24 protein-coding genes are annotated in these 19,745 nt (G+C 64.7%); 6 read left to right on the top strand and 18 right to left on the bottom strand.

Annotation, left to right across the window (positions count from 1 at the left end):
* Positions 1-50 precede the first annotated feature (50 nt).
* Complete coding sequence (locus ACPRTJ_RS10745; RefSeq protein WP_058541946.1) at positions 51-1,451, top strand: aminoacyl-tRNA deacylase and HDOD domain-containing protein; 1,401 nt, start codon at positions 51-53, stop codon at positions 1,449-1,451.
* 24 nt (positions 1,452-1,475) lie between these two features.
* On the opposite strand, the gene ACPRTJ_RS10740 is transcribed toward ACPRTJ_RS10745, so the two are convergent.
* The 12 genes from ACPRTJ_RS10740 to ACPRTJ_RS10685 form a co-directional block, all read right to left on the bottom strand.
* Positions 1,476-1,853, bottom strand: a complete 378-nt coding sequence (locus tag ACPRTJ_RS10740; RefSeq protein WP_043861558.1) for a helicase — start codon at positions 1,851-1,853, stop codon at positions 1,476-1,478.
* A 110-nt stretch (positions 1,854-1,963) separates the two neighbouring features.
* Positions 1,964-2,833 (bottom strand): hypothetical protein, encoded by an 870-nt coding sequence (locus ACPRTJ_RS10735; protein ID WP_153002517.1) that lies wholly within the window; start codon positions 2,831-2,833, stop codon positions 1,964-1,966.
* Entirely contained in the window at positions 2,830-3,531 is a 702-nt protein-coding gene (locus tag ACPRTJ_RS10730; RefSeq protein WP_058541948.1) for a hypothetical protein, read from the bottom strand. The genes ACPRTJ_RS10735 and ACPRTJ_RS10730 overlap by 4 nt, the downstream gene beginning before the upstream one ends.
* Entirely contained in the window at positions 3,522-4,502 is a 981-nt protein-coding gene (locus ACPRTJ_RS10725) for a sel1 repeat family protein (RefSeq protein WP_426428805.1), read from the bottom strand. Before ACPRTJ_RS10725 ends, ACPRTJ_RS10730 begins: the two co-directional genes overlap by 10 nt.
* The gene (locus ACPRTJ_RS10720; protein WP_052504257.1) at positions 4,499-5,050 is read right to left on the bottom strand and encodes a hypothetical protein; all 552 of its coding nucleotides are present in this window, start codon (positions 5,048-5,050) and stop codon (positions 4,499-4,501) included. The genes ACPRTJ_RS10725 and ACPRTJ_RS10720 overlap by 4 nt, the downstream gene beginning before the upstream one ends.
* Positions 5,047-5,403: a hypothetical protein gene (locus ACPRTJ_RS10715; protein ID WP_043861556.1), complete on the bottom strand. Its 357-nt coding sequence runs from the start codon at positions 5,401-5,403 to the stop codon at positions 5,047-5,049. Before ACPRTJ_RS10715 ends, ACPRTJ_RS10720 begins: the two co-directional genes overlap by 4 nt.
* Complete coding sequence (locus tag ACPRTJ_RS10710) at positions 5,400-5,726, bottom strand: hypothetical protein (RefSeq protein ID WP_058541950.1); 327 nt, start codon at positions 5,724-5,726, stop codon at positions 5,400-5,402. The genes ACPRTJ_RS10715 and ACPRTJ_RS10710 overlap by 4 nt, the downstream gene beginning before the upstream one ends.
* Entirely contained in the window at positions 5,726-5,938 is a 213-nt protein-coding gene (locus ACPRTJ_RS10705; RefSeq protein ID WP_043861554.1) for a hypothetical protein, read from the bottom strand. The genes ACPRTJ_RS10710 and ACPRTJ_RS10705 overlap by 1 nt, the downstream gene beginning before the upstream one ends.
* Positions 5,928-6,353, bottom strand: coding sequence for a hypothetical protein (locus tag ACPRTJ_RS10700; RefSeq protein ID WP_058541951.1), 426 nt, complete (start codon positions 6,351-6,353; stop codon positions 5,928-5,930). Before ACPRTJ_RS10700 ends, ACPRTJ_RS10705 begins: the two co-directional genes overlap by 11 nt.
* A gap of 272 nt (positions 6,354-6,625) precedes the next feature.
* Positions 6,626-6,901: an HU family DNA-binding protein gene (locus tag ACPRTJ_RS10695; RefSeq protein ID WP_008366879.1), complete on the bottom strand. Its 276-nt coding sequence runs from the start codon at positions 6,899-6,901 to the stop codon at positions 6,626-6,628.
* Between the two features lie 186 nt (positions 6,902-7,087).
* Positions 7,088-8,236, bottom strand: a complete 1,149-nt coding sequence (locus ACPRTJ_RS10690) for an NAD(P)/FAD-dependent oxidoreductase (RefSeq protein WP_426428803.1) — start codon at positions 8,234-8,236, stop codon at positions 7,088-7,090.
* A 30-nt stretch (positions 8,237-8,266) separates the two neighbouring features.
* The gene (locus tag ACPRTJ_RS10685) at positions 8,267-8,434 is read right to left on the bottom strand and encodes a rubredoxin (protein WP_007954349.1); all 168 of its coding nucleotides are present in this window, start codon (positions 8,432-8,434) and stop codon (positions 8,267-8,269) included.
* Positions 8,435-8,602: 168 nt separating this feature from the next.
* Here ACPRTJ_RS10685 and ACPRTJ_RS10680 point away from each other — a divergent pair, with 168 nt between their 5' ends.
* Positions 8,603-9,169 carry a chorismate--pyruvate lyase family protein gene (locus tag ACPRTJ_RS10680; protein ID WP_043861552.1) on the top strand — a complete coding sequence of 189 codons (567 nt, stop codon included), beginning with the start codon at positions 8,603-8,605 and terminating at the stop codon, positions 9,167-9,169.
* On the top strand, positions 9,169-10,059 hold the full coding sequence (ubiA, locus tag ACPRTJ_RS10675) for a 4-hydroxybenzoate octaprenyltransferase (protein ID WP_054916464.1): 891 nt from the start codon (positions 9,169-9,171) through the stop codon (positions 10,057-10,059). The genes ACPRTJ_RS10680 and ubiA overlap by 1 nt, the downstream gene beginning before the upstream one ends.
* A gap of 31 nt (positions 10,060-10,090) precedes the next feature.
* Here the strand turns inward: ubiA and ACPRTJ_RS10670 are convergent, their stop codons facing one another.
* A complete protein-coding gene (locus tag ACPRTJ_RS10670; RefSeq protein WP_100634848.1) occupies positions 10,091-10,465 on the bottom strand; it encodes a COG4315 family predicted lipoprotein in 375 nt (124 codons plus the stop codon).
* A gap of 147 nt (positions 10,466-10,612) precedes the next feature.
* Here ACPRTJ_RS10670 and phoB point away from each other — a divergent pair, with 147 nt between their 5' ends.
* The 3 genes from phoB (at position 10,613) to ACPRTJ_RS10655 (ending at position 14,174) form a co-directional block, all read left to right on the top strand.
* The gene (gene phoB, locus ACPRTJ_RS10665; protein ID WP_028942483.1) at positions 10,613-11,302 is read left to right on the top strand and encodes a phosphate regulon transcriptional regulator PhoB; all 690 of its coding nucleotides are present in this window, start codon (positions 10,613-10,615) and stop codon (positions 11,300-11,302) included.
* A gap of 142 nt (positions 11,303-11,444) precedes the next feature.
* Entirely contained in the window at positions 11,445-12,719 is a 1,275-nt protein-coding gene (gene phoR / locus ACPRTJ_RS10660) for a phosphate regulon sensor histidine kinase PhoR (protein WP_213085772.1), read from the top strand.
* Between the two features lie 114 nt (positions 12,720-12,833).
* On the top strand, positions 12,834-14,174 hold the full coding sequence (locus tag ACPRTJ_RS10655) for a hemolysin family protein (RefSeq protein WP_043861548.1): 1,341 nt from the start codon (positions 12,834-12,836) through the stop codon (positions 14,172-14,174).
* A gap of 5 nt (positions 14,175-14,179) precedes the next feature.
* Here ACPRTJ_RS10655 and ACPRTJ_RS10650 read toward each other — a convergent pair whose 3' ends face one another.
* From ACPRTJ_RS10650 to pstA, 5 genes are all read right to left on the bottom strand, one after another.
* A complete protein-coding gene (locus ACPRTJ_RS10650) occupies positions 14,180-15,076 on the bottom strand; it encodes a peptidoglycan DD-metalloendopeptidase family protein (RefSeq protein ID WP_278929023.1) in 897 nt (298 codons plus the stop codon).
* 185 nt (positions 15,077-15,261) lie between these two features.
* The gene (locus ACPRTJ_RS10645; protein WP_088513972.1) at positions 15,262-16,170 is read right to left on the bottom strand and encodes a response regulator; all 909 of its coding nucleotides are present in this window, start codon (positions 16,168-16,170) and stop codon (positions 15,262-15,264) included.
* A 162-nt stretch (positions 16,171-16,332) separates the two neighbouring features.
* Positions 16,333-17,097: a phosphate signaling complex protein PhoU gene (gene phoU, locus ACPRTJ_RS10640; RefSeq protein WP_043861545.1), complete on the bottom strand. Its 765-nt coding sequence runs from the start codon at positions 17,095-17,097 to the stop codon at positions 16,333-16,335.
* Between the two features lie 56 nt (positions 17,098-17,153).
* Positions 17,154-17,987 carry a phosphate ABC transporter ATP-binding protein PstB gene (gene pstB / locus ACPRTJ_RS10635; RefSeq protein ID WP_043861544.1) on the bottom strand — a complete coding sequence of 278 codons (834 nt, stop codon included), beginning with the start codon at positions 17,985-17,987 and terminating at the stop codon, positions 17,154-17,156.
* Positions 17,988-18,067: 80 nt separating this feature from the next.
* Complete coding sequence (pstA, locus tag ACPRTJ_RS10630) at positions 18,068-19,738, bottom strand: phosphate ABC transporter permease PstA (protein WP_043861543.1); 1,671 nt, start codon at positions 19,736-19,738, stop codon at positions 18,068-18,070.
* Positions 19,739-19,745 lie beyond the last annotated feature (7 nt).

Genomic DNA, 19,745 nt, shown 5'->3' with positions numbered 1-19,745 from the left:
CCCCATCGAGCCGGCTATACTGGCCGCTGAAAAAATACTGGATACAGACCATGACTGAAGTTGCCCTGGATACCGCAACCCCCCACACACCGTCTGTTATCCGGTTGCTGCTCGACAAGCTCGGCATCGCCTACCGCGAGGTCATCGACCACCCGCAGCTGCCGCCCGAGGCCAAGGTCCAGGCCGTGCTGCTCGACGACGCGGTCGGTGCGCTGATGGTGCTGTTCCCGCAGAACCAGCTGCTGGACCTCAGCCACCTGACCGAGCTGACCGGCCGCAAGCTCACCGCCGTGCCGCTCGAGCGGCTCGAACTGATGCTCAAGAAGCACGGCCTGACGATCCTGCCCGCCATTCCGGCGCTGACCAGCTCACCGTGCCTGTACGAGGAGCGCCTGCTCAAGCAGCCGGCCCTGCTGATTCATTCCGGAACCCCCGGCCTGCTGCTGGAAATCCACAGCGAGCACTTCAGGAAGATGCTGGCCAAGGCCAGTGCCGGGCATTTCGGTGTAATGCTCAGCGAGATCCGCCCCAACCTCGACCGTCCGGCCGATGACAGCAAGGAGATCACCGAGGCGGTGCAGGCATTTACCGCACGACGCATCCAGCAGCGCCTGGAATCGACCATCGAGATCCCGCCGCTGGCCGAGACCGCACAGAAGATCATCAAGCTGCGGGTCGACCCCAACGCCACCATCGACGACATCACCGGTGTGGTCGAGACCGATCCGGCGCTGGCCGCGCAGGTGGTCAGCTGGGCCGCCTCGCCCTACTACGCCTCCCCCGGCAAGATCCGCTCGGTGGAAGACGCCATCGTGCGGGTGCTGGGCTTCGACCTGGTGATCAACCTGGCGCTGGGCCTGGCCCTGGGCAAGACCCTGAGCCTGCCCAAGGATCACCCGCAGCAGACCACCCCCTACTGGCAGCAATCGATCTACACCGCCGCCGTGATCGAGGGCCTGACCCGCGCCATGCCCCGCGCCGAGCGTCCTGAGTCGGGCCTGACCTACCTGGCCGGGCTGCTGCACAACTTCGGCTACCTGCTGCTGGCGCATGTGTTCCCGCCGCATTTCTCGCTGATCTGCCGCCACCTGGAGGTAAACCCGCACCTGTGCCACAGCTATGTCGAGCAGCACCTGCTGGGCATCAGCCGCGAGCAGATCGGTGCCTGGCTGATGCGCTTCTGGGACATGCCCGAAGAGCTGGCCACCGCCCTGCGCTTTCAGCACGACCCGCATTACGCGGGCGACCATGCCGCCTTCCCCAACCTGGTGTGCGTGGCGGTACGCCTGCTGCGCGCGCGCGGCATCGGCTCGGGGCCGGACGACCGCATCCCCGACGCGTTGCTGGAGCGCCTGAACATCAGCCGCGAGAAGGCCGAGGACGTGGTGCACAAGGTGCTTGAAGCCGAATCGCTGCTGCGTGAACTGGCGTCACAGTTCACCCCGCACTGACAACCTGAAGCCTGGGCGCTGCGCTCAGGCTTTCTTCTTGCGCGGCATCAGGTACTTCATCAGGCCCTGGAACCAGATCACCAGGGCCGGGTTGCCCTTGATCTGAATCGACTTGTCCTGAATCCCCTGCATGAACGCCAGCTGCTTGTTCTTGGCCTGCAGCGTGGCGAAGCCGTAGGCGGCATCCTTGAAGGCAATGGCGAACGCAGGCTCGGCATGGGTGCCACCCTTGCTGCGGATGCGCTGGTTGCTGACGATGAAGTGCCGGGCGACCTTGCCGTCGAGGGTCTGCAACTGGAACACCAGGTCCTTGTCCTTCAGTTGCTGCTGGAACGCCGGGTTGTTGCGGCTGGCCCGGGCCATCAGCAAACCCATGGCCCAGAGCAGAAAACGAAACTTCATATGCGCCCCTAGGCGAAAAGTGACTGAGGGGCGCAGTTTAGCTTTTTTGCGACCAAAGGCTACAGCCGACTTCGCTTTGTTGAAGGCGACTGTATGTCAGGGTGTGCGGCCTACCGGTTGGGGTCGGCAGCCGGTACCGCATCCAGGCGCAGTTGCACCCGTGACGGAATCTTCTGCGCCGCGCCGGCCTCCAGCATCTGCTGGCGATAGCGCGCGTAGTAAGGGCCGGCTTCGCGCGAGTTGCCGTAGCCCCAGAGAATATCGGCAATGTTCAGCTGCAGCGCCCGACGCCCCTGGGCAAAGGGCTCGATGGCGCGATAGATGCGCAGCATCAGGTTGGGGTTCCAGTCGTCGCCGATCAGGTAGCCCATGTCGTTGTAGCCGGGCACGTTGTCCTGGGGCGCATGGCAGGCCATGTAGGAATCCAGGCCCATGTACACTTCTTCGGCCAGTACGGCGTGACGCGCGGGTATCTCGCGGTTCTCGCTGCTGTGCAGCAGGCCTGCGACCTTGGCCGGCTTGAGGGTTTCCAGCTTGGTAGCCCAGGGCAGCTTGTTCTCCGGCTGCCAGGCGCCGTTCTGCCAACGGCCCACGCAGTACTGGGCCAGCCGCGTGGCCATCACACAACCGGTGTCCATCGCCACCATGTCGCAGCGCAGCGTGGGGGGCGTGAACTGCCGCCCCGACTGGCGCAGGCGGTAGAGCATCACGAAGCGCCCGTCAGGCGACACTGCCGAAGCGTCGCCATCGATCGCATCCCGCGCAAACTCGTGCGGGTACAAGGTGAAGCCCTTGCCATTGGCGCCTTGCCACTGCACCGCATGCCAGCCGTTCTCCTCGGCGCTCCATTTGGAAAACGAAAGCTTCGCCCCGCCTGCGCCCTCGATGGTTTTTTCGGCAGGTACTGCGGCATGGGCAGTGCCTGCCAGTGACAGTGACAGTGACAACGCCAAGGCAACGGCGTGAGGGGTACGCTTCATTTCGAACCCTTGAAGATGAGGTTGAGAAAGTGACGGTGCAGCTGCGCATTCGCGCCGATGGCCACCAGGGTCACACTGGCAGACAGTGTGCTGTAGAACAGCGCCCGCAGCGGATGCTCGGGCCACAGGTAGAAGCCGATGATCGCCGCCATGAACACCGTGGCCTGTACCTTGCCCCACACCCGTGGCAGCAGGGCGATCAGCAGGTTCATGCCGACGAAGAACCAGAACACCATGTACATCGCTATGCCAACGGCTACCCCGCGCGACGTCAGCCCGCCGGCGTACTGCTTGTACCAGCTCACCAGCGTGCCGTTGAGCGCCACGTAGGCCACCACCGCAAACAGGTGCACCACTATCGGCAGCACCCAGCGCAGCAACTGGCGATGGGTGACCGGGCTGTCGCCACGCCAGTGTTCGGGCAGTGGCGCCAGCCCGGGCGACGGAGGCTGGTGGTCGATGTGCGCCAGATACTCTGCCCAGCCACGCGGTGCGTTGTGGCGCAGCAGGTATGCCTGCTGGCGGGCCTTGCCCAGGCGCAACCAGAACGGCCACCAGCAGTAACGCCAGTAGTGTTCGAAATCGCCCTGCAGGCTGCCCAGCCCCTGCGGGTCGAGCTCGGGAAAGCTGACCCAGGGCGCGGGCGGGCTCAGCGTCGGGTCTTGCAGGCATTCGCGCCAGTTGTGGGCTACAGGCATGGCTGGTCCTTGTCGGCGCGGGCGCCGCGTTTGATCATCTCCTGGGCATTGAAGTCCGCCCAGTCTGCACCGTGCGCCACCGCTTCGGTGTAGCACGCCAGCGAGCGTGCCGGTTGGGCGGGCACGATTTCACCGCGCGCATACACGCTGCCCAGCTCGTTGAAGGCATTGCCCGAGCCCATTGCGGCGGACTGACGCAAGGCCTCGAGGGCCTTCTGCGGGTGTTTGCAGGTGTTGTCGTCGGGGCGGTACTGGCCCTCGTCGCAATAGAAGCTCGCCAGCATCAGTGCCCCTTCAGGGACAGTGGCCGACGACAGGCGCAGCAACTGCTCCAGGCGCTGGTAGCTCAGGCGCGGCGCCATGCCCGACAGGCTGATTGCCGCAGCGCTGTAGGCAGCGTAGGCAGAGCCTTGGTCCACGGCATCGAGGTAGCTGTTGAGCGCAGCGATGAACAGCTGCTTGTCGATGGGCTTGATTTCACCCTGGCCCAGTTGCTCGTAGGCATCGCCGCGCTGCAGCGCACGCACGCCGGGGGCGGCATCATCGGGGGTTTTCACGCTCTTGAGCGCGTCGCTCGGCGACCAGTCCTCGACCCGCGCCAGCGCCCAGCAGTCGGCCTGCTCGAAGATGAATGCCTGCAACACCTCGCCGCGCTGGTCGCGCAGGTAAACCCGGTTGGGCAGCGCGATTTCACGGATCAGCCCGGCGGCCGCCACCCGCTCCGACGACAGCTGCGAAAGATCAGGACGCAGGGCCGGCTCGAGCTTGCGTACCACCGGTTGCGGCCCCTCGGGCCCGGCCTGGAGGCGCTGCTCGACCAGGGTATGGGCGGTAAAGTCGGCCTGCAGCTGCGCATCCTCGGCAAACGCCTTGAAAAACATCGCGAAGTCGCGGCTGGGGCAAACCGGCGCGGCCTGCGCCAGCGCACTTGCCAGCAGGCCGGCCAGCAGCATCGGGATACTCGACTTCATGGCTGATACACCGGAGGCGGGTTGATGTAGTACTCGGTTTGCGTGCAGGGGTAGTCGCTGACCCACACCAGCCACAGCCACAGGTCCCAGAAGTAGCGCACCAGGTGCTCGGGCTTGCGGCAGCGGGCCTGTTCTTCGGCCACGGTGTAGTCGGTATTGGCGATGAAGCTGTTGAGCCAGTGCGGCTCCCATTGCGGCATGGCGATGTCGAAATGGCGGTCGCGCTTGTTGAAATTGATCCAGTAGATGCCCACTTCGGCTTCATCCTCGAAGTCGCGCATGTCCAGCGACTGCAGGTCGTACAGCGGCGTGCGCCAGACCTCACCCGGGCGCTCGCGATCGGTCACGCGCATGTAGCCCATGCCGCCGAAAGGTATCAGCCAACTGCGCGCCGGCACGTTCTGGAAACGGTAGCGCCCCGACTCGCTGACGAACGAGGTCTGTCCGGGTGCCTCGATCAGCGCGTGAATCTGATAGCCCACCCACGCCAGCACGCCCAGCACCACCAGCCAGCGCCACAGTTGCTGCTTTACGGTCGGGCTGCTCATTTACGCCTCAGCCAGTGCGAGATCAGCACCGCCGACAGGCTGAGGCCGCCCGCCAGGCAACTGAAGAAATACGCCCGCACCGGGTGCTCGGGCAACAGCCACCAGAGGATCAACACGATTTGCGCGGCCACCAGCCAGTACTTGAGCTTCCAGTTGGTCAACAGGGGCAGCACCACATTGAGCGGCACGAACACCCACATCACCAGGAACACAATGCTGCCGGAGGACACGCCACGGGCGGTAAAGCCGCCGTAGTGGCCCTTGTACCAGTCCACGGCAATATCGTTGAGCACCCCGTAGAGCACGATGGCCAGAGCATGCAGGGCGACATTGATCAGCAGTTGTCGCTTCATTTGGGCAGCGTTCCTTGCAGCGCATTGCACCAGCTGCGCACATCGTCACGGTCGAACGCCGGGCAGTGATTGTCCTTGGCGATATAGCGATAGGGGTGAGTGGGCTCATGGGTGAAGTGGTAGTAGTAACGGTCGTCCTCGCCGTACAGCCAATAGTTCGATGAGCCCTGGGACACCTGATACGGCTCGAAACTCAGCAGCGACGATTCGGCGGGGATGAAGTTGTCGCGGTCCATCAGCAGCATCAGCAGGTTGCCGAACAGCGGCGTGCCCACCCCCAGCGCCAGCACGGCCACCAATACCACCCCGATTACTGCCTTCATCACGGTACCTGGGTATTCATGCAGTAGGTGCCCACACCGTGCAGCAGCACCACCGCCAACAGGCAGCCAAACGTCAGCAGCCTAACCCAGCGCGTGTTGCGCTGGCGCTCGCCGAGGTTCAGCAGCAAGGCGAACAGGCACAGGATGGCCAGGCTGCCGAACAGGTTGCTGTCGGCGAGACCTGCCAGGTAATTCTTCAGCTCAAGATCCATTGCACAGGCGCCTTTGCGCCGCCAGCAGCAGCGCGGTCAGGGTGACGAAAAAATAGCCGGCGCCCAGCAGGTAGGGCACAAAGGCCACCCACATCAGCATCAGGCCCAACCCGGCGATACGGCCGGTGAGCAGGTAGACCAGGCCATACAGCACCCAGGGCAGTGCGTAGAAAGGGACGCACCACAACGGCGCCCACCACAGGTGCCGAGGCGCCAGGTGCAGGCGGCGGCTGGCCCACAGCGCGAACAGGGGGTAGCCAAGCAGGCCGAAGCCCAGCAGGTAGATTTGCAGGAACGGCTCGAAACCGGTCACGCGCAGGCCGTACTGGTAGACATCCAGACACAGCAGCGAAACCAGGCATACCCAGGGTAACCAGACGTAGAAGCGATAGGGGGGCGCACAGCTCACAGGCATGAGCCGAACGATTCGATGAATGATGAGTTGCCCATGCCGCTCCCTCCCTGGAACACCGCCGCGCGGGTGTGGGCGGCGGCGTATGCTAGTCACAAGCACGGGGCACGGCAATAGCGCACTGCGCGGTGGGTTCCTCGCCGGCAACGCCGGCTCCTGCAGGCGGCGGTTATCTCCTGTAGGCGCCGGCATTGTCGGCGAGGAGCCGCCACACAAACAAGAACGGGCACCTTGTAGGGGTGCCCGCTCTTCAATGCAATCAGTAGCCCACGGCCTTACGGATTGACGCTGTCCTTGAGGAACTTGCCTGGCTTGAACGCCACGGTGTTGCTGGCCTTGATCTTCACCGGCTCGCCCGTCTGAGGGTTCTTGCCGGTGCGCGCGCCACGGTGGCGCTGCAGGAACGTGCCGAAGCCTACCAGGGTGACGCTGTCTTTCTTGTGCAGCGCGTTGGTGATTTCTTCCAGTACGGCATTGAGCACGCGGTTGGCCTGCTCCTTGGTAAGGTCGGCTTTCTCGGCAATGGCTGCGGCGAGTTCTGGTTTACGCATGGTGAAGCCCCTCTGACGGATTTTTTGTTGTTATGCCGTGCTGCCTTGCAGGCAGCGCCTAAGGCACCGCAGGCTCTAAACTGCGGCAGACGGGTGTGAGAATGGCACGCCGCCAGTGGCCGCGCCAGTCTCTGGGCGGCCATTGTTCAGGCAATGGCAGGGTATATCCGACAGAACGACAGCTATTTATGCCAGCAACGGCGGAAGTTGACGGTTCAGCGCCAGCTTTTCCATCACTGCCGTACCGGTCAATACATAGCCCAGCAGTTGGCCATCGGCATCCCGGCAGAGCACCTTGATGTCGCTGCCCTGCCCTTCGACCTGCCACTGGCCTTCGCGGGCGCGTGGCGGCGGCGAAACGACCAGCGGGCATACCGGGGTCTTCACCGTGATGGGCATAGGCCCGTAGCTGACCACCGTCGGATTGCCCGCCAGGGTCTGCGCCAGCGCGCGCGCGCAGGCCATCAGCGGCATCACGTACAGCAGGTTGATGCCGTCGACCTCGGCACAGTCGCCCAGGGCATGGATATTGGCGTGCGAGGTGCGCAGGTGGCGGTCGACCACCACCCCGCGATTGACCTGCAGGCCAGCGGCGGCAGCCAGGTCGATGCGGGGGCGCAGGCCGATGGCCGATACCACAAGGTCGCAGACGATCACACTGCCATCGGACAGATGCGCTTGCAGGGCATCGGCCGAACGTTCCAGGCGGGTCAACACCGGGCCCAGGTGAAAGCGCACACCAAGCCCTTGCAGCCCAGCCTGCACCGCAGCCGCGGCGGCCGGGTGCAGCAGGGTCGGCATGACCTGCTCGCAGGGGGCGACGATGTCGATCTCGAAGCCACCCAGGTGCATGTCGTTGGCGAACTCGCAGCCGATCAGCCCGGCCCCCAGAATCAGTACCCGGCGCTTGCCGGCCGCCGCGGCGCGAAAGCGCGCGTAGTCTTCGAGGTCGTTGATCGGGAAGATCGCATCGGCTGCGTCGCCCTGCACCGGCACCTGGATGGTCTGCGCGCCCAGCGCCAGCACCAGGTCGCGGTACGGCACCTGCTCCTCGCCGATCCACAGGCGCTTGTGGCCCGGGTCGATGCCGCTGATGCGCGTATGGGTACGCACCTGGGCCTTGAGCTGCTCGGCCATGGCCCCCGGCTCGGCCATGCTCAGGCCGTCGGCGTCCTTGTCCTTGGCAAAGCCGGTGGACAGCATCGGCTTGGAATACGAGCGACCATCATCGGCGCTGATCAGCAGCAACGGCGTCTCGTCGTCGAGCTTGCGAAATTCGCGGGCGAGGTTGTAGCCCGCCAGCCCCGTACCGACAATCACCACCGGATCGCTCATGCCTTCATCCCTTCCCTGTATAAAAAATGATCAGTTGATTTCGATCATCTCGAAATCCATCTTGCCCACGCCGCAGTCCGGGCACAGCCAGTCTTCCGGCACGTCCTGCCACAAGGTGCCCGGCGCAATGCCGTCATCCGGCCAGCCATCGGCCTCGTTGTAGATAAGCCCGCATACCACGCATTGCCACTTCTTCATGATCGCTCTCCCTCCAGTAATCCAGACGCACATCGGTTGTGATCATTACAGTCTTGGCGCTGCATGGATCGTCAGGGGGCTTTGTACTGAGGCTGGTGGCGCGATGCAAGCGCAACCGGCAAACATGCTAAGCTCGGCGCCTCACTGGCTTGTAACCGCATACCTACCGTGCCGTACGAAACCTCGCAAGTGCCCGCGCCACACTGGCTGCAGCAGCAAACGCCGCTGGCCGCAAGCGCCGACCCCCTTACCGCCGACTGGCTGTTCGACCAGGGCTCGTTGACCCGCCGCCTGACCCGATTATCCGCCGATCACTTCAGCGTGACCCCCCTGTACGAGGGCTGGCAGCCGCTGCGCGCCGACGAGTGCACCAGCCTCGGCCTGGCCCCGGGCAGCGAAGGCTGGGTGCGCGAGGTGTACCTGCGCGGGCATGGCCAGCCGTGGGTGTACGCACGCAGTGTGGCCGCGCGCAGCGCCCTGCAGCAGGGCGGCCTGGACATGGAAGCGCTGGGCAGCCGTTCGCTGGGCGAGTTGCTGTTCTGCAGCCCCGGGTTTGCCCGCCAGGCCATCGAGGTGTGCCACTACCCTGCCGCCTGGTTGCCCCGCGAGCAGCGCCATGACGGCCTGTGGGCACGCCGTTCGCGGTTCGACCAGGGTGAACTGAGCATCCTTGTGGCCGAGATCTTCCTGCCTGCCCTGTGGCAGGCCACCGATACCCGCCTGGAGGACCGCTGATGTACCTGAGCCTGCTCAAGTCGCTCAATCGCCTGCACCCCCGGGCCTGGGACTTCATCCAGCTCAGCCGCATGGACAAGCCGATCGGCATCTACCTGCTGCTGTGGCCCACCCTCACGGCGGTATGGATCGCGGCCAAGGGCACGCCCACCGTGGCCAACGTGCTGATCTTCCTGTTCGGCGTGGTGCTGATGCGCGCCGCGGGCTGCGCGATCAACGATTTTGCCGACCGCAAGGTCGACGGTCACGTCAAGCGCACCGCCGAACGCCCGCTGGCGGCCGGACGCATCAGCGGGCGCGAGGCGCTGGTCCTGTTCGCGACCCTGGTGGGGCTGAGTTTCGTGCTGGTGCTGTGCACCAATGCGCAGACGGTATGGCTGTCGTTCGGCGCCGTGGCGCTGGCAGCCTGCTACCCGTTCATGAAGCGCTACACCTATTACCCGCAGGTGGTGCTGGGCGCGGCCTATTCCTGGGGCATCCCCATGGCCTTCACCGCCGCCACCGGCGAGCTGCCGGCCATCGCCTGGCTGCTGTACATCGCCAACCTGCTGTGGACCGTGGGCTACGACACCTACTACGCGATGGTCGACCGCGACGACGACCTGAAGATCGGGGTCAAGTCCACCGCGATCCTGTTCGGCGAAGCCGATCGCGCCATCATCCTGACCTTGCAGCTGCTGTCGCTGGGCTGCCTGCTGATGGCCGGCAACCGCTTCGAGCTGGGTGGCTGGTTCCACCTGGGGCTGGTAGGCGCGGCGCTGTGCTTCGCCTGGGAATACTGGTCGACCCGCAGCCTGGATCGCGACGCCTGCTTCAAGGCCTTCCTGCACAACCACTGGGCCGGGCTGCTGGTGTTCATCGGCGTGGTACTGGACTACGCCCTGCGCTAGCCGCCCCGGGGGCGGCCGCGCAAGGCCGGCCTCATGGCTTGGCGGCGTGCCAGACGTCCTTCATGCCGTCGCCGGTCATGTCACCGCCCTTCTTGTCCTTGACGAAGGTGTACAGCGGCTTGTCATCGTAGGCCCACTGCATCGAGCCGTCTTCGCGCTTGATCTGCGTCCACTTGCCCTCGGCGGCGTCGCCCGCCATGGCCTTGAGGGGCGGCCAGTTCTTGGCGCAGTCGTCATTGCACATGGATTTGCCGCCTGCATCCTTGTCGAAGGTGTACAGCGTCATGCCGGCAGAATCGACCAGCACGCCGTTCTTCTCCATCCCCGGCGCGGCCGCTGCCACCCCCGGCAGGGCCAGTGCTGCAACAGCAAAGAGAGCCATCCAGTTCAGCGTATGTCGTGTCATTGGATTCACCGTTTTTGGTGATGGGTGGGAGCTAAAGCCTAGCTCAGCCAAGGAATGTTGCCGCCAGGCCACACGACCTGTCACACGACTGCAATAATTCCGTTATCTAATGCGGGCCAAGACACCTTAATGGGAAGAGGTTTGAGCATGGTTGGCAGGAACATTCTGATCGTTGACGACGAGGCGCCGATTCGCGAGATGATCGCCGTTGCATTGGAAATGGCCGGCTACGACTGCCTGGAGGCGGAAAACTCGCAGCAGGCCCATGCCATCATCGTCGACCGCAAGCCCGACCTGATCCTGCTCGACTGGATGCTGCCGGGCACTTCGGGCATCGAACTGGCGCGGCGCCTCAAGCGCGACGAGCTGACCGGCGACATCCCGATCATCATGCTCACCGCCAAGGGTGAGGAAGACAACAAGATCCAGGGCCTGGAAGTCGGCGCCGACGACTACATCACCAAGCCGTTCTCCCCGCGCGAACTGGTGGCCCGCCTCAAGGCCGTGCTGCGCCGTGCCGGCCCCAGTGATGGCGAGGCCCCGATCGAGGTCGGCGGCCTGCTGCTCGACCCGATCAGCCACCGCGTGACCATCGACGGCAAGCCTGCCGAGATGGGCCCTACCGAATACCGCCTGCTGCAGTTCTTCATGACCCACCAGGAGCGCGCCTACACCCGTGGCCAGCTGCTCGACCAGGTATGGGGCGGCAATGTGTACGTGGAGGAGCGCACCGTCGACGTGCATATCCGCCGTCTGCGCAAGGCGCTGGGTGAAGCCTACGAAAATCTGGTACAAACCGTGCGCGGCACGGGATACCGGTTCTCAACCAAGAGTTGAGAACACGGCAAGCTACAAGCCTCAAGTAAGAGCAAAAGCAAACGCAGATCCGCTTCAATCTTGCAGCTTGCCGCTTGCAGCTTGCAGCGGGCCCTAAGGACCCACCGTGAACCAAAACTGGCATGGCACCCTGATTCGCCACATGCTGCTGCTGACCACCGTCTGCCTGCTGGCCGGGCTGATCAGCGGCCATTACGGCTGGAGCCTGGCCCTGGGCCTTGGCGTGTATCTGGGCTGGACCCTCAAGCAACTGCTGCGCCTGCACGACTGGCTGCGCCAGCACAAACCCGACGAGGCCCCGCCCGACGGCTATGGCCTGTGGGGCGAGGTGTTCGACAGCATCTACCACCTGCAACGCCGCGACCAACGCGTGCGCGGGCGCCTGCAGGCAGTTATCGACCGCGTGCAGGAGTCCACCGCCGCCCTCAAGGATGCGGTGATCATGCTCGACAGCGACGGCAACCTGGAGTGGTGGAACCGCGCCGCCGAGACCCTGCTGGGGCTCAAGACCCCACAGGACAGCGGCCAGCCGGTCACCAACCTGGTGCGCCACCCGCGCTTCAAGGAGTACTTCGAACAGGAGAACTACCTCGAGCCGCTGGAAATCCCCTCGCCCATCAGCGACCGCCTGCGCATCCAGCTGCACATCACCCGCTACGGCAACAACGAACACCTGATGCTGGTGCGCGACGTGACCCGCATCCACCAGCTCGAACAGATGCGCAAGGACTTCGTCGCCAACGTCTCCCACGAGCTGCGCACGCCACTGACGGTGATTGCCGGGTACCTGGAGACCCTGCTCGACAACGTCGAGGAGGTGAACCCGCGCTGGGTGCGGGCCCTGACCCAGATGCAGCAGCAAGGCGTGCGCATGCAGACGCTGCTCAACGACCTGTTGCTGCTGGCCAAGCTGGAGGCCACCGACTACCCCTCCGACAATCAGCCGGTGGCCATCGACAGCCTGCTGCAGTCGATCAAGGGCGATGCCCAGGCCCTGTCCGGCCAGCGCAACCAGCGCATCACCCTGGACGCCGAGCCGGGCGTGCGCCTCAAGGGCAGCGAGGCGGAACTGCGCAGCGCGTTCTCCAACCTGGTGTTCAACGCCGTCAAGTACACCCAGGATGAGGGCCAGATCCGCATCCGCTGGTGGGCCGACGCCCAGGGCGCGCACCTGAGCGTGCAGGACTCGGGCATCGGCATCGACCCCAAGCACCTGCCACGCCTGACCGAGCGTTTCTACCGCGTCGACTCCAGCCGCAACTCCACCACCGGCGGCACCGGCCTTGGCCTGGCGATCGTCAAGCACGTACTGCTGCGCCACCGCGGCCGGCTGGAGATCAGCAGCGTACCGGGCCACGGCAGTACCTTTACCTGCCATTTCGCCCCCGTTCAGGTGGCAACCCGCACCGTTTCCTGAGCGACCGCCCTTTAAATTTGCGCAGTCAGCCGCTACATTGGCTGACTCGCGCCAGTACCTGCTGGCATTGCCACACTCCCTTATTTCAGAAGACGGACCCCGTAAAACTCCATCATGGACCCTTCCCCTGGTATCACCCTCGCTTCACTGTTCGCCGATTTCGGCATGATTCTTTTTGCTCTGCTGCTGGTTCTGCTCAACGGATTCTTCGTTGCGGCCGAGTTCGCCATGGTCAAGCTGCGCTCGACCCGGGTCGAGGCGATTGCCGGCAAGAACGGCTGGCGCGGGCATATCCTGCGTACCGTACACAGCCAGCTGGACGCCTACCTGTCGGCCTGCCAGCTGGGCATCACACTGGCCTCGCTGGGCCTGGGCTGGGTCGGCGAGCCGGCCTTCGCGCACCTGCTCGAGCCGCTGCTGGCGGCGGTGGGCGTGCAATCGCCTGAAGTCATCAAGGGCGTATCGTTCTTCAGCGCCTTCTTCGTGATTTCCTACCTGCACATCGTGGTCGGCGAGCTGGCGCCCAAGTCCTGGGCCATTCGCAAGCCCGAACTGCTGTCGCTGTGGACGGCGGTGCCGCTGTACCTGTTCTACTGGATGATGTACCCGGCCATCTACCTGCTCAACGCCAGTGCCAACGCCATCCTGCGCATCGCCGGCCAGGGCGAGCCCGGCCCGCACCACGAGCACCATTACAGCCGCGAGGAACTCAAGCTGATCCTGCACTCCAGCCGGGGCCAGGACCCCAGCGACCAGGGCATGCGCGTACTGGCCTCGGCGGTGGAGATGGGCGAACTGGAGGTGGTCGACTGGGCCAATTCCCGTGAAGACATGGTCAGCCTCGACGCCCATGCGCCGCTCAAGGAGATCCTCGCGATGTTCCGCCGGCACAAGTTCAGCCGCTACCCGGTGCTTGACGCCGAAAGCGGCGAATTCGTCGGCCTGCTGCACATCAAGGACCTGCTGCTGGAACTGGCCGCGCTGGACCACCTGCCCGAGTCGTTCAACCTGGCCGAGCTGACCCGCCCGCTGGAACGCGTATCGCGGCACATGCCGCTGTCGCAGCTGCTGGAGCAGTTCCGCAAGGGCGGCGCGCACTTTGCCCTGGTCGAAGAGGCCGATGGCAAGGTGATCGGCTACCTGACCATGGAAGACGTGCTCGAAGTGCTGGTGGGCGACATCCAGGACGAACACCGCAAGACCGAGCGCGGCATCCTCGCCTACCAGCCCGGCAAGCTGCTGGTGCGCGGCGACACCCCGCTGTTCAAGGTCGAGCGCCTGCTGGGCGTGGACCTGGACCATATCGAGGCCGAAACCCTTGCTGGCCTGGTCTACGAGACGCTCAAGCGCGTACCGGAAGAAGAAGAGGTGCTGGAGGTCGACGGCCTGCGCATCATCATCAAGAAGATGAAAGGGCCCAAGATAGTGCTGGCCAAGGTGCTCAAGCTCGATTGACGCGCCTACGGGTTGCCGGCGGTAAAGCTCGGCAGCCCGCCGATGGGCTGGTTGAACTGGTATGGGATCGACTCCAGCGCCAGCCCCACGTTGCGCTGCACCACGAAATGCAGGTGCGGCCCGCTGCTGTTGCCGGTGTTGCCGGACCTTGCCAGCGGCGTGCCATAGGCCACCCGCTGGCCTTCGCTGACCACCACCGACCCGCGCATCAGGTGCAGGTACACGCCCATGGTGCCGTCGGCATGCAGAATCCGCACGAAATTGCCTGCCGGGTTGGTACCGCGCCCGCTCTGGGTGTTTTCCGTCTTGATCACCACCCCTGCCCGCGCCGCAATGATCGGCGTGCCTTCGGGCATGGCGATGTCCATGGCATAGCGGCCCTTGGGGCCGAAGTGGCTGTAGGTGCCATTGGGGCCCTGGGTGAGGCGGAACGGGCCGCCGCGCCAGGGGAACGGGTAGCGATAGGCCTGGGTGCGCTGGGCGGGGTTGCCCAACGTGTAGTTGAACTGCTCGCGGTAGCTGACCGGGGTACCGGGCTTGCGCGCACCGAGGGCAGTGAGCAGCAGCGTGGAACGGGCCGGCACCACCCGCCGTACGATGCGCGGCGCCAGGTTCTGCACGTTGCCCAGGCGCTCCAGGCGCAGTTCCACTTCGACCGGGGCGTGCAGCTCGTTGCGGGCACTGAAACGCACGCCGTCGGCGTACTTGCTGACCTGCAACTGCACCTGCTGGCCCAGCTGCTCGACCATGCGATCACGGAACACCAATGCACGGGCGCCGGGGCTGGGGCGATCGGAATAGGACACCACGCCGTCGGCGTCGGTGTTCTTGTAGATGGTCATGGCCCAGCTCGGGCCGGCAGCCAGCAACAGGGCGCAGAACAGCAGCAGGTGTGGCGGCATCGGTAGTGGCCATCTGACAGGTTAGCTGTGAGCAAGCCTAGCAGGGGAATATGGAGGGCGTGTTGCGGGGAGTGATGCGGGGTATGGCAGGCGATCAGTGGTGTGTCCTTCGCCGGCAAGGCCTGCTCCTACGGCTGTAGGAGCCGGCCTTGCCGGCGAAGAGGCCGCGAGCAGCAAAGGGCCTGTCAGGCCCCCGGCACGAAGTGCTTGAGCGCCGTACCGCGGGCAATCAGCCGCGACAGGTAGTCGAGCTTCTGCGCATCCTGATCGACAAAGCGGAAGGTCAGCTGCAGCCAGTCGCTGTCCGGCTTGGATTCCACCGCCACCACCGCATGCAGGTACCCGTTGAGCCGCGCGATCTCGGCATTGTCGCCCTGCTCCAGGTCCAGCACCGCGCCTTCCAGGATCTGCGGCAGCACTTCGCCACGGCGTACCACCAGCAAGGCTTCCTTCAGGCTCAGGGCCTTGATCACGCAGGCCTGGTTGCCGCTGGACAGGCGCAGCTGGCCCTGTCCGCGGCCCGCCGGCGCCGCCGCCTTGGCCGCGCCCGGTTGCGGCGCATTGATCAGTGGCTTGGCCGCCGCCACCGGGGCCGCAGCAGGGGCGGCCGGGCGCACGGTCTCGGCCTTGCCGCCGGTCAGGGCCGACAGCGAGTCATTGGCAAACGCGGAGGTGGCGCGGGTGGGCGCACTGGCCATCAGGGTATCGAGCTTGCCCAGCTTGGTCAGCGCCTTCTTCACCTTGGTCAGCAACTGCTCGTTGGTGAACGGCTTGCCGACAAAGTCCGACACACCGGCCTGGATCGCCTGCACCACGTTTTCCTTGTCGCCACGGCTGGTCACCATGATGAACGGCATGGCCTTGAGCGCTTCGTGCTGGCGGCACCAGGTCAGCAGCTCCAGGCCCGACATCTCAGGCATCTCCCAGTCGCACAGCACCAGGTCGAAACGCTCGCGCTCCAGCAGCACCTGGGCCTTGCGACCGTTGACCGCGTCCTCGATGACCATGCCGGGGAAGTAATTGCGCAGACACTTTTTCACCAGGTCACGGATAAACGGCGCGTCATCCACGACCAGAACACTGACTTTACTCATCGCCACTCCTTCAAGACCCGGCTAGCATAACGTTGACTGATGGCCATTTGCCAAGACTTCGCTCATGCCGGGGCTCCGTCAAATCATTCGCGGGTGCGTGCTGTTGCGCTGCCGCAAACGAAAACGCCCGGCCAAGGCCGGGCGTTCATTCTCGGGGCAGTCCTACTTATCGTCAGGTTTGCCCGGAACATTAGCTTTTTCGCCGTTGCCGTTGCCCTCGACTTCTTCCTTCATTCGCTTCAGGCCCAGGTGACGCACGTCGGTACCGCGCACCAGGTAGATCACCAGCTCGGCGATGTTGCGCGCGTGGTCGCCGATGCGCTCCAGCGAACGCAGCGCCCAGATCACGCTCAGTACCCGCGAGATCGAGCGCGGGTCTTCCATCATGTAGGTCACCAGCTCGCGCAGGGCGGTCTTGTACTCGCGGTCGATGGTCTTGTCGTACTGCGCCACCGACAGCGCCAGCTCGGCATCGAAGCGGGCAAAGGCGTCGAGCGCGTCGCGCACCATGTTGCGTACCTGGTCGCCGATGTGACGCACCTCCACGTAGCCGCGCGGCGACTCGCCTTCTTCGCACAACTGGATGGCGCGGCGGGCGATCTTGGTCGATTCGTCGCCGATGCGCTCCAGGTCGATCACCGACTTGGAGATGCTGATGATCAGGCGCAGGTCCGACGCCGCCGGCTGGCGCCGAGCCAGGATGCGCACGCACTCCTCGTCGATGTTGCGTTCCATCTGGTTGATCTGCTCATCGACTTCGCGCACCTGCTGGGCCAGGCCCGAATCGGCCTCGATCAGCGCGGTGACGGCGTCGTTGACCTGTTTCTCGACCAGGCCGCCCATTGCCAGAAGATGGCTGCGAACCTCTTCAAGTTCGGCGTTGAACTGCTGGGAGATGTGATGGGTAAGGCTGTCTTTGTCGATCATGAGAAATCCTTGGCGCGTCCGGTAAGTGCTGTCAGGCGGCGTTCAATCGTTGAATCCTAGCCATACCGACCGGTGATGTAGTCTTCGGTCTGCTTCTTCGCCGGGTTGGTGAACAGGGTGTCGGTGTCACCGTATTCCACCAGCTTGCCCATGTACATGAACGCGGTGTAGTCCGAAACCCGCGCGGCCTGCTGCATGTTGTGGGTCACGATGACGATGGTGTACTTGGACTTGAGTTCGTAGATCAGCTCTTCGACCTTGAGCGTGGAAATCGGGTCCAGCGCCGAGCACGGTTCGTCGAGCAGCAGCACCTCAGGCTCCACCGCGATGGTACGGGCGATCACCAGGCGCTGCTGCTGGCCGCCGGACAGGCCCAGGGCCGAGTCGTGCAGGCGGTCCTTGACCTCCTCCCACAGTGCGGCACCCTTGAGTGCCCACTCCACGGCTTCATCCAGTACACGCTTCTTGTTGATGCCCTGGATGCGCAGGCCGTACACCACGTTCTCGTAGATGGTCTTGGGGAACGGGTTGGGCTTCTGGAACACCATGCCCACGCGGCGGCGCAGCTCGGCCACGTCCTCGCCCTTGCGGTAGATGTTGTTGCCGTCGAGGTTGATCGCGCCTTCCACCCGGCAGCCGTCGACCAGGTCGTTCATGCGGTTGAAGGTGCGCAGCAGGGTCGACTTGCCGCAGCCCGAGGGGCCGATGAAGGCGGTCACGCGCTGCTTGGGAATGTTCAGGCTGACATCGAACAGCGCCTGCTTCTCGCCGTAGAACAGGCTCAGGCCCGGCACTTCGATGGCCACGGTCTCGTCGGCCAGCTGCAGGCTCTGCTTGGTGCGACCCAGGGCGGACATGTCGATGCCGTGGGTGTGGGATTCATGCTGCATGGTAAGACTCCATACGCTATCAATTTCGTTTCATCGTACCGCCCGGCACAACACACGGGCGGCGCTTGCAATAAGGGGTATCAGCTGTCCAGCGCCTTGTACTTCTCGCGCAGGTGGTTGCGTATCCATACCGCCGAGAGGTTGAGCGTGGCGATCACCATCACCAGCAGCAGCGCCGTGGCGTACACCAGCGGCCGCGCGGCCTCGACGTTGGGGCTCTGGAAGCCGACGTCGTAGATGTGGAAGCCCAGGTGCATGATCTTCTGGTCCAGGTGCAGGTACGGGTAGTTGCCGTCCACCGGCAGCGACGGCGCCAGTTTCACCACACCCACCAGCATCAGCGGCGCCACCTCGCCCGCGGCACGGGCCACGGCCAGGATCATGCCGGTCATCATCGCCGGGCTGGCCATCGGCAGCACGATCTTCCACAGCGTCTCGGCCTTGGTCGCACCCAGGGCCAGCGAGCCCTCGCGCACGGTCCGCGGGATCCGCGCCAGGCCTTCTTCGGTGGCCACGATCACCACCGGTACCGCCAGCAGCGCCAGGGTCAGCGAGGCCCACAGCAGGCCCGGGGTACCCAGGGTCGGCGCCGGCAGTGCTTCGGGGAAGAACAGGTGGTCGAGCGAGCCGCCCAGCACGTACACGAAGAAGCCCAGGCCGAACACGCCGTAGACGATCGCCGGCACGCCGGCCAGGTTGTTCACCGCGATGCGGATCAGCCGGGTCACCGGGCCCTGGCGGGCATATTCACGCAGGTACACCGCCGCCAGCACGCCGAACGGGGTGACGATCACGGCCATGATCAGGGTCATCATCACGGTGCCGAAGATCGCCGGGAAGATCCCGCCCTCGGTGTTGGCTTCACGCGGGTCGTCGCTGAGGAACTCCCACACCTTGGCGAAGTAGGTGCCAAGCTTGGTGAAGTTGTTCATGGCGTTGGGCTGGTAGGCGTGCACCACCTTGTCGAGGTTGATCTCGACTTCGCGGCCATTGCCGTCACGGGCCACCAGGCTGTCGCGGCTGAAGTCCTGGTGCAGCTTGCCCAGGCGGTCCTCGATGGCCTTGTAGCGGTTGTTCAGCTCGGCGCGCTCGGCATCCATGTCGGCCTGCGCTACAGGGGTCAGCTTGCCTTGCAGTTCCAGCTTGCGGGCTTGCAGGCGCAGGCGCTCAAGGCCATGGTTGATCGCACCGATGTCCTTCTTCTCGAGCTTCTGCAGCTCGCCGGCCAGGCCGGCAGCACGCTTGAGGCGTGCCTGCAGCTCGTTCCAGGCGGCCTGCCCTTCGGCAACCACCTTGCCGTTTTCCTTGACGCTGACCAGGTAGCCGTAGAAGTTGCCCCACTCGCGGCGCTCCAGGGCGATCAGGTCGACCGGCTTCTGCTGGTCCACCAGCCAGTCGCCGACCACCCAGGTGAAGTCACTGCCGTTGAGGTCGCGGTTGCCGACCTTGATCAGCTCGCGGGTCATGAACTCCGGGCCGTTGTCGGGTACCGGCAGGCCGGCCCCCTTGAGGCGTGCCAGCGGCACCTCTTCCTTCTGCACCACTTCGCCGATGACGATGTGGTTGGCCTGGCCCGGTACGTTGTAGCTGGCCTGGATCAGGTCGGCCGGCCAAAAGTGCGCCAGGCCGCGCACGGCGATCACGGAGAGCAGACCGATGGTCATGATCACCGCGATGGACACCGCGCCACCGCTTATCCAGACGCCGGGGGCGCCGCTCTTGAACCAGCTCTTGAGGGAATCCTTTTTCACGGATCTC

The sequence above is a fragment of the Pseudomonas palmensis genome, assembly GCF_049942755.1.
Classification (GTDB): Bacteria; Pseudomonadota; Gammaproteobacteria; order Pseudomonadales; family Pseudomonadaceae; genus Aquipseudomonas; species Aquipseudomonas palmensis.
The sequence above is the reverse complement of the archived record's forward strand: the minus strand, read 5'-3'. Positions and strand labels throughout refer to the sequence as shown.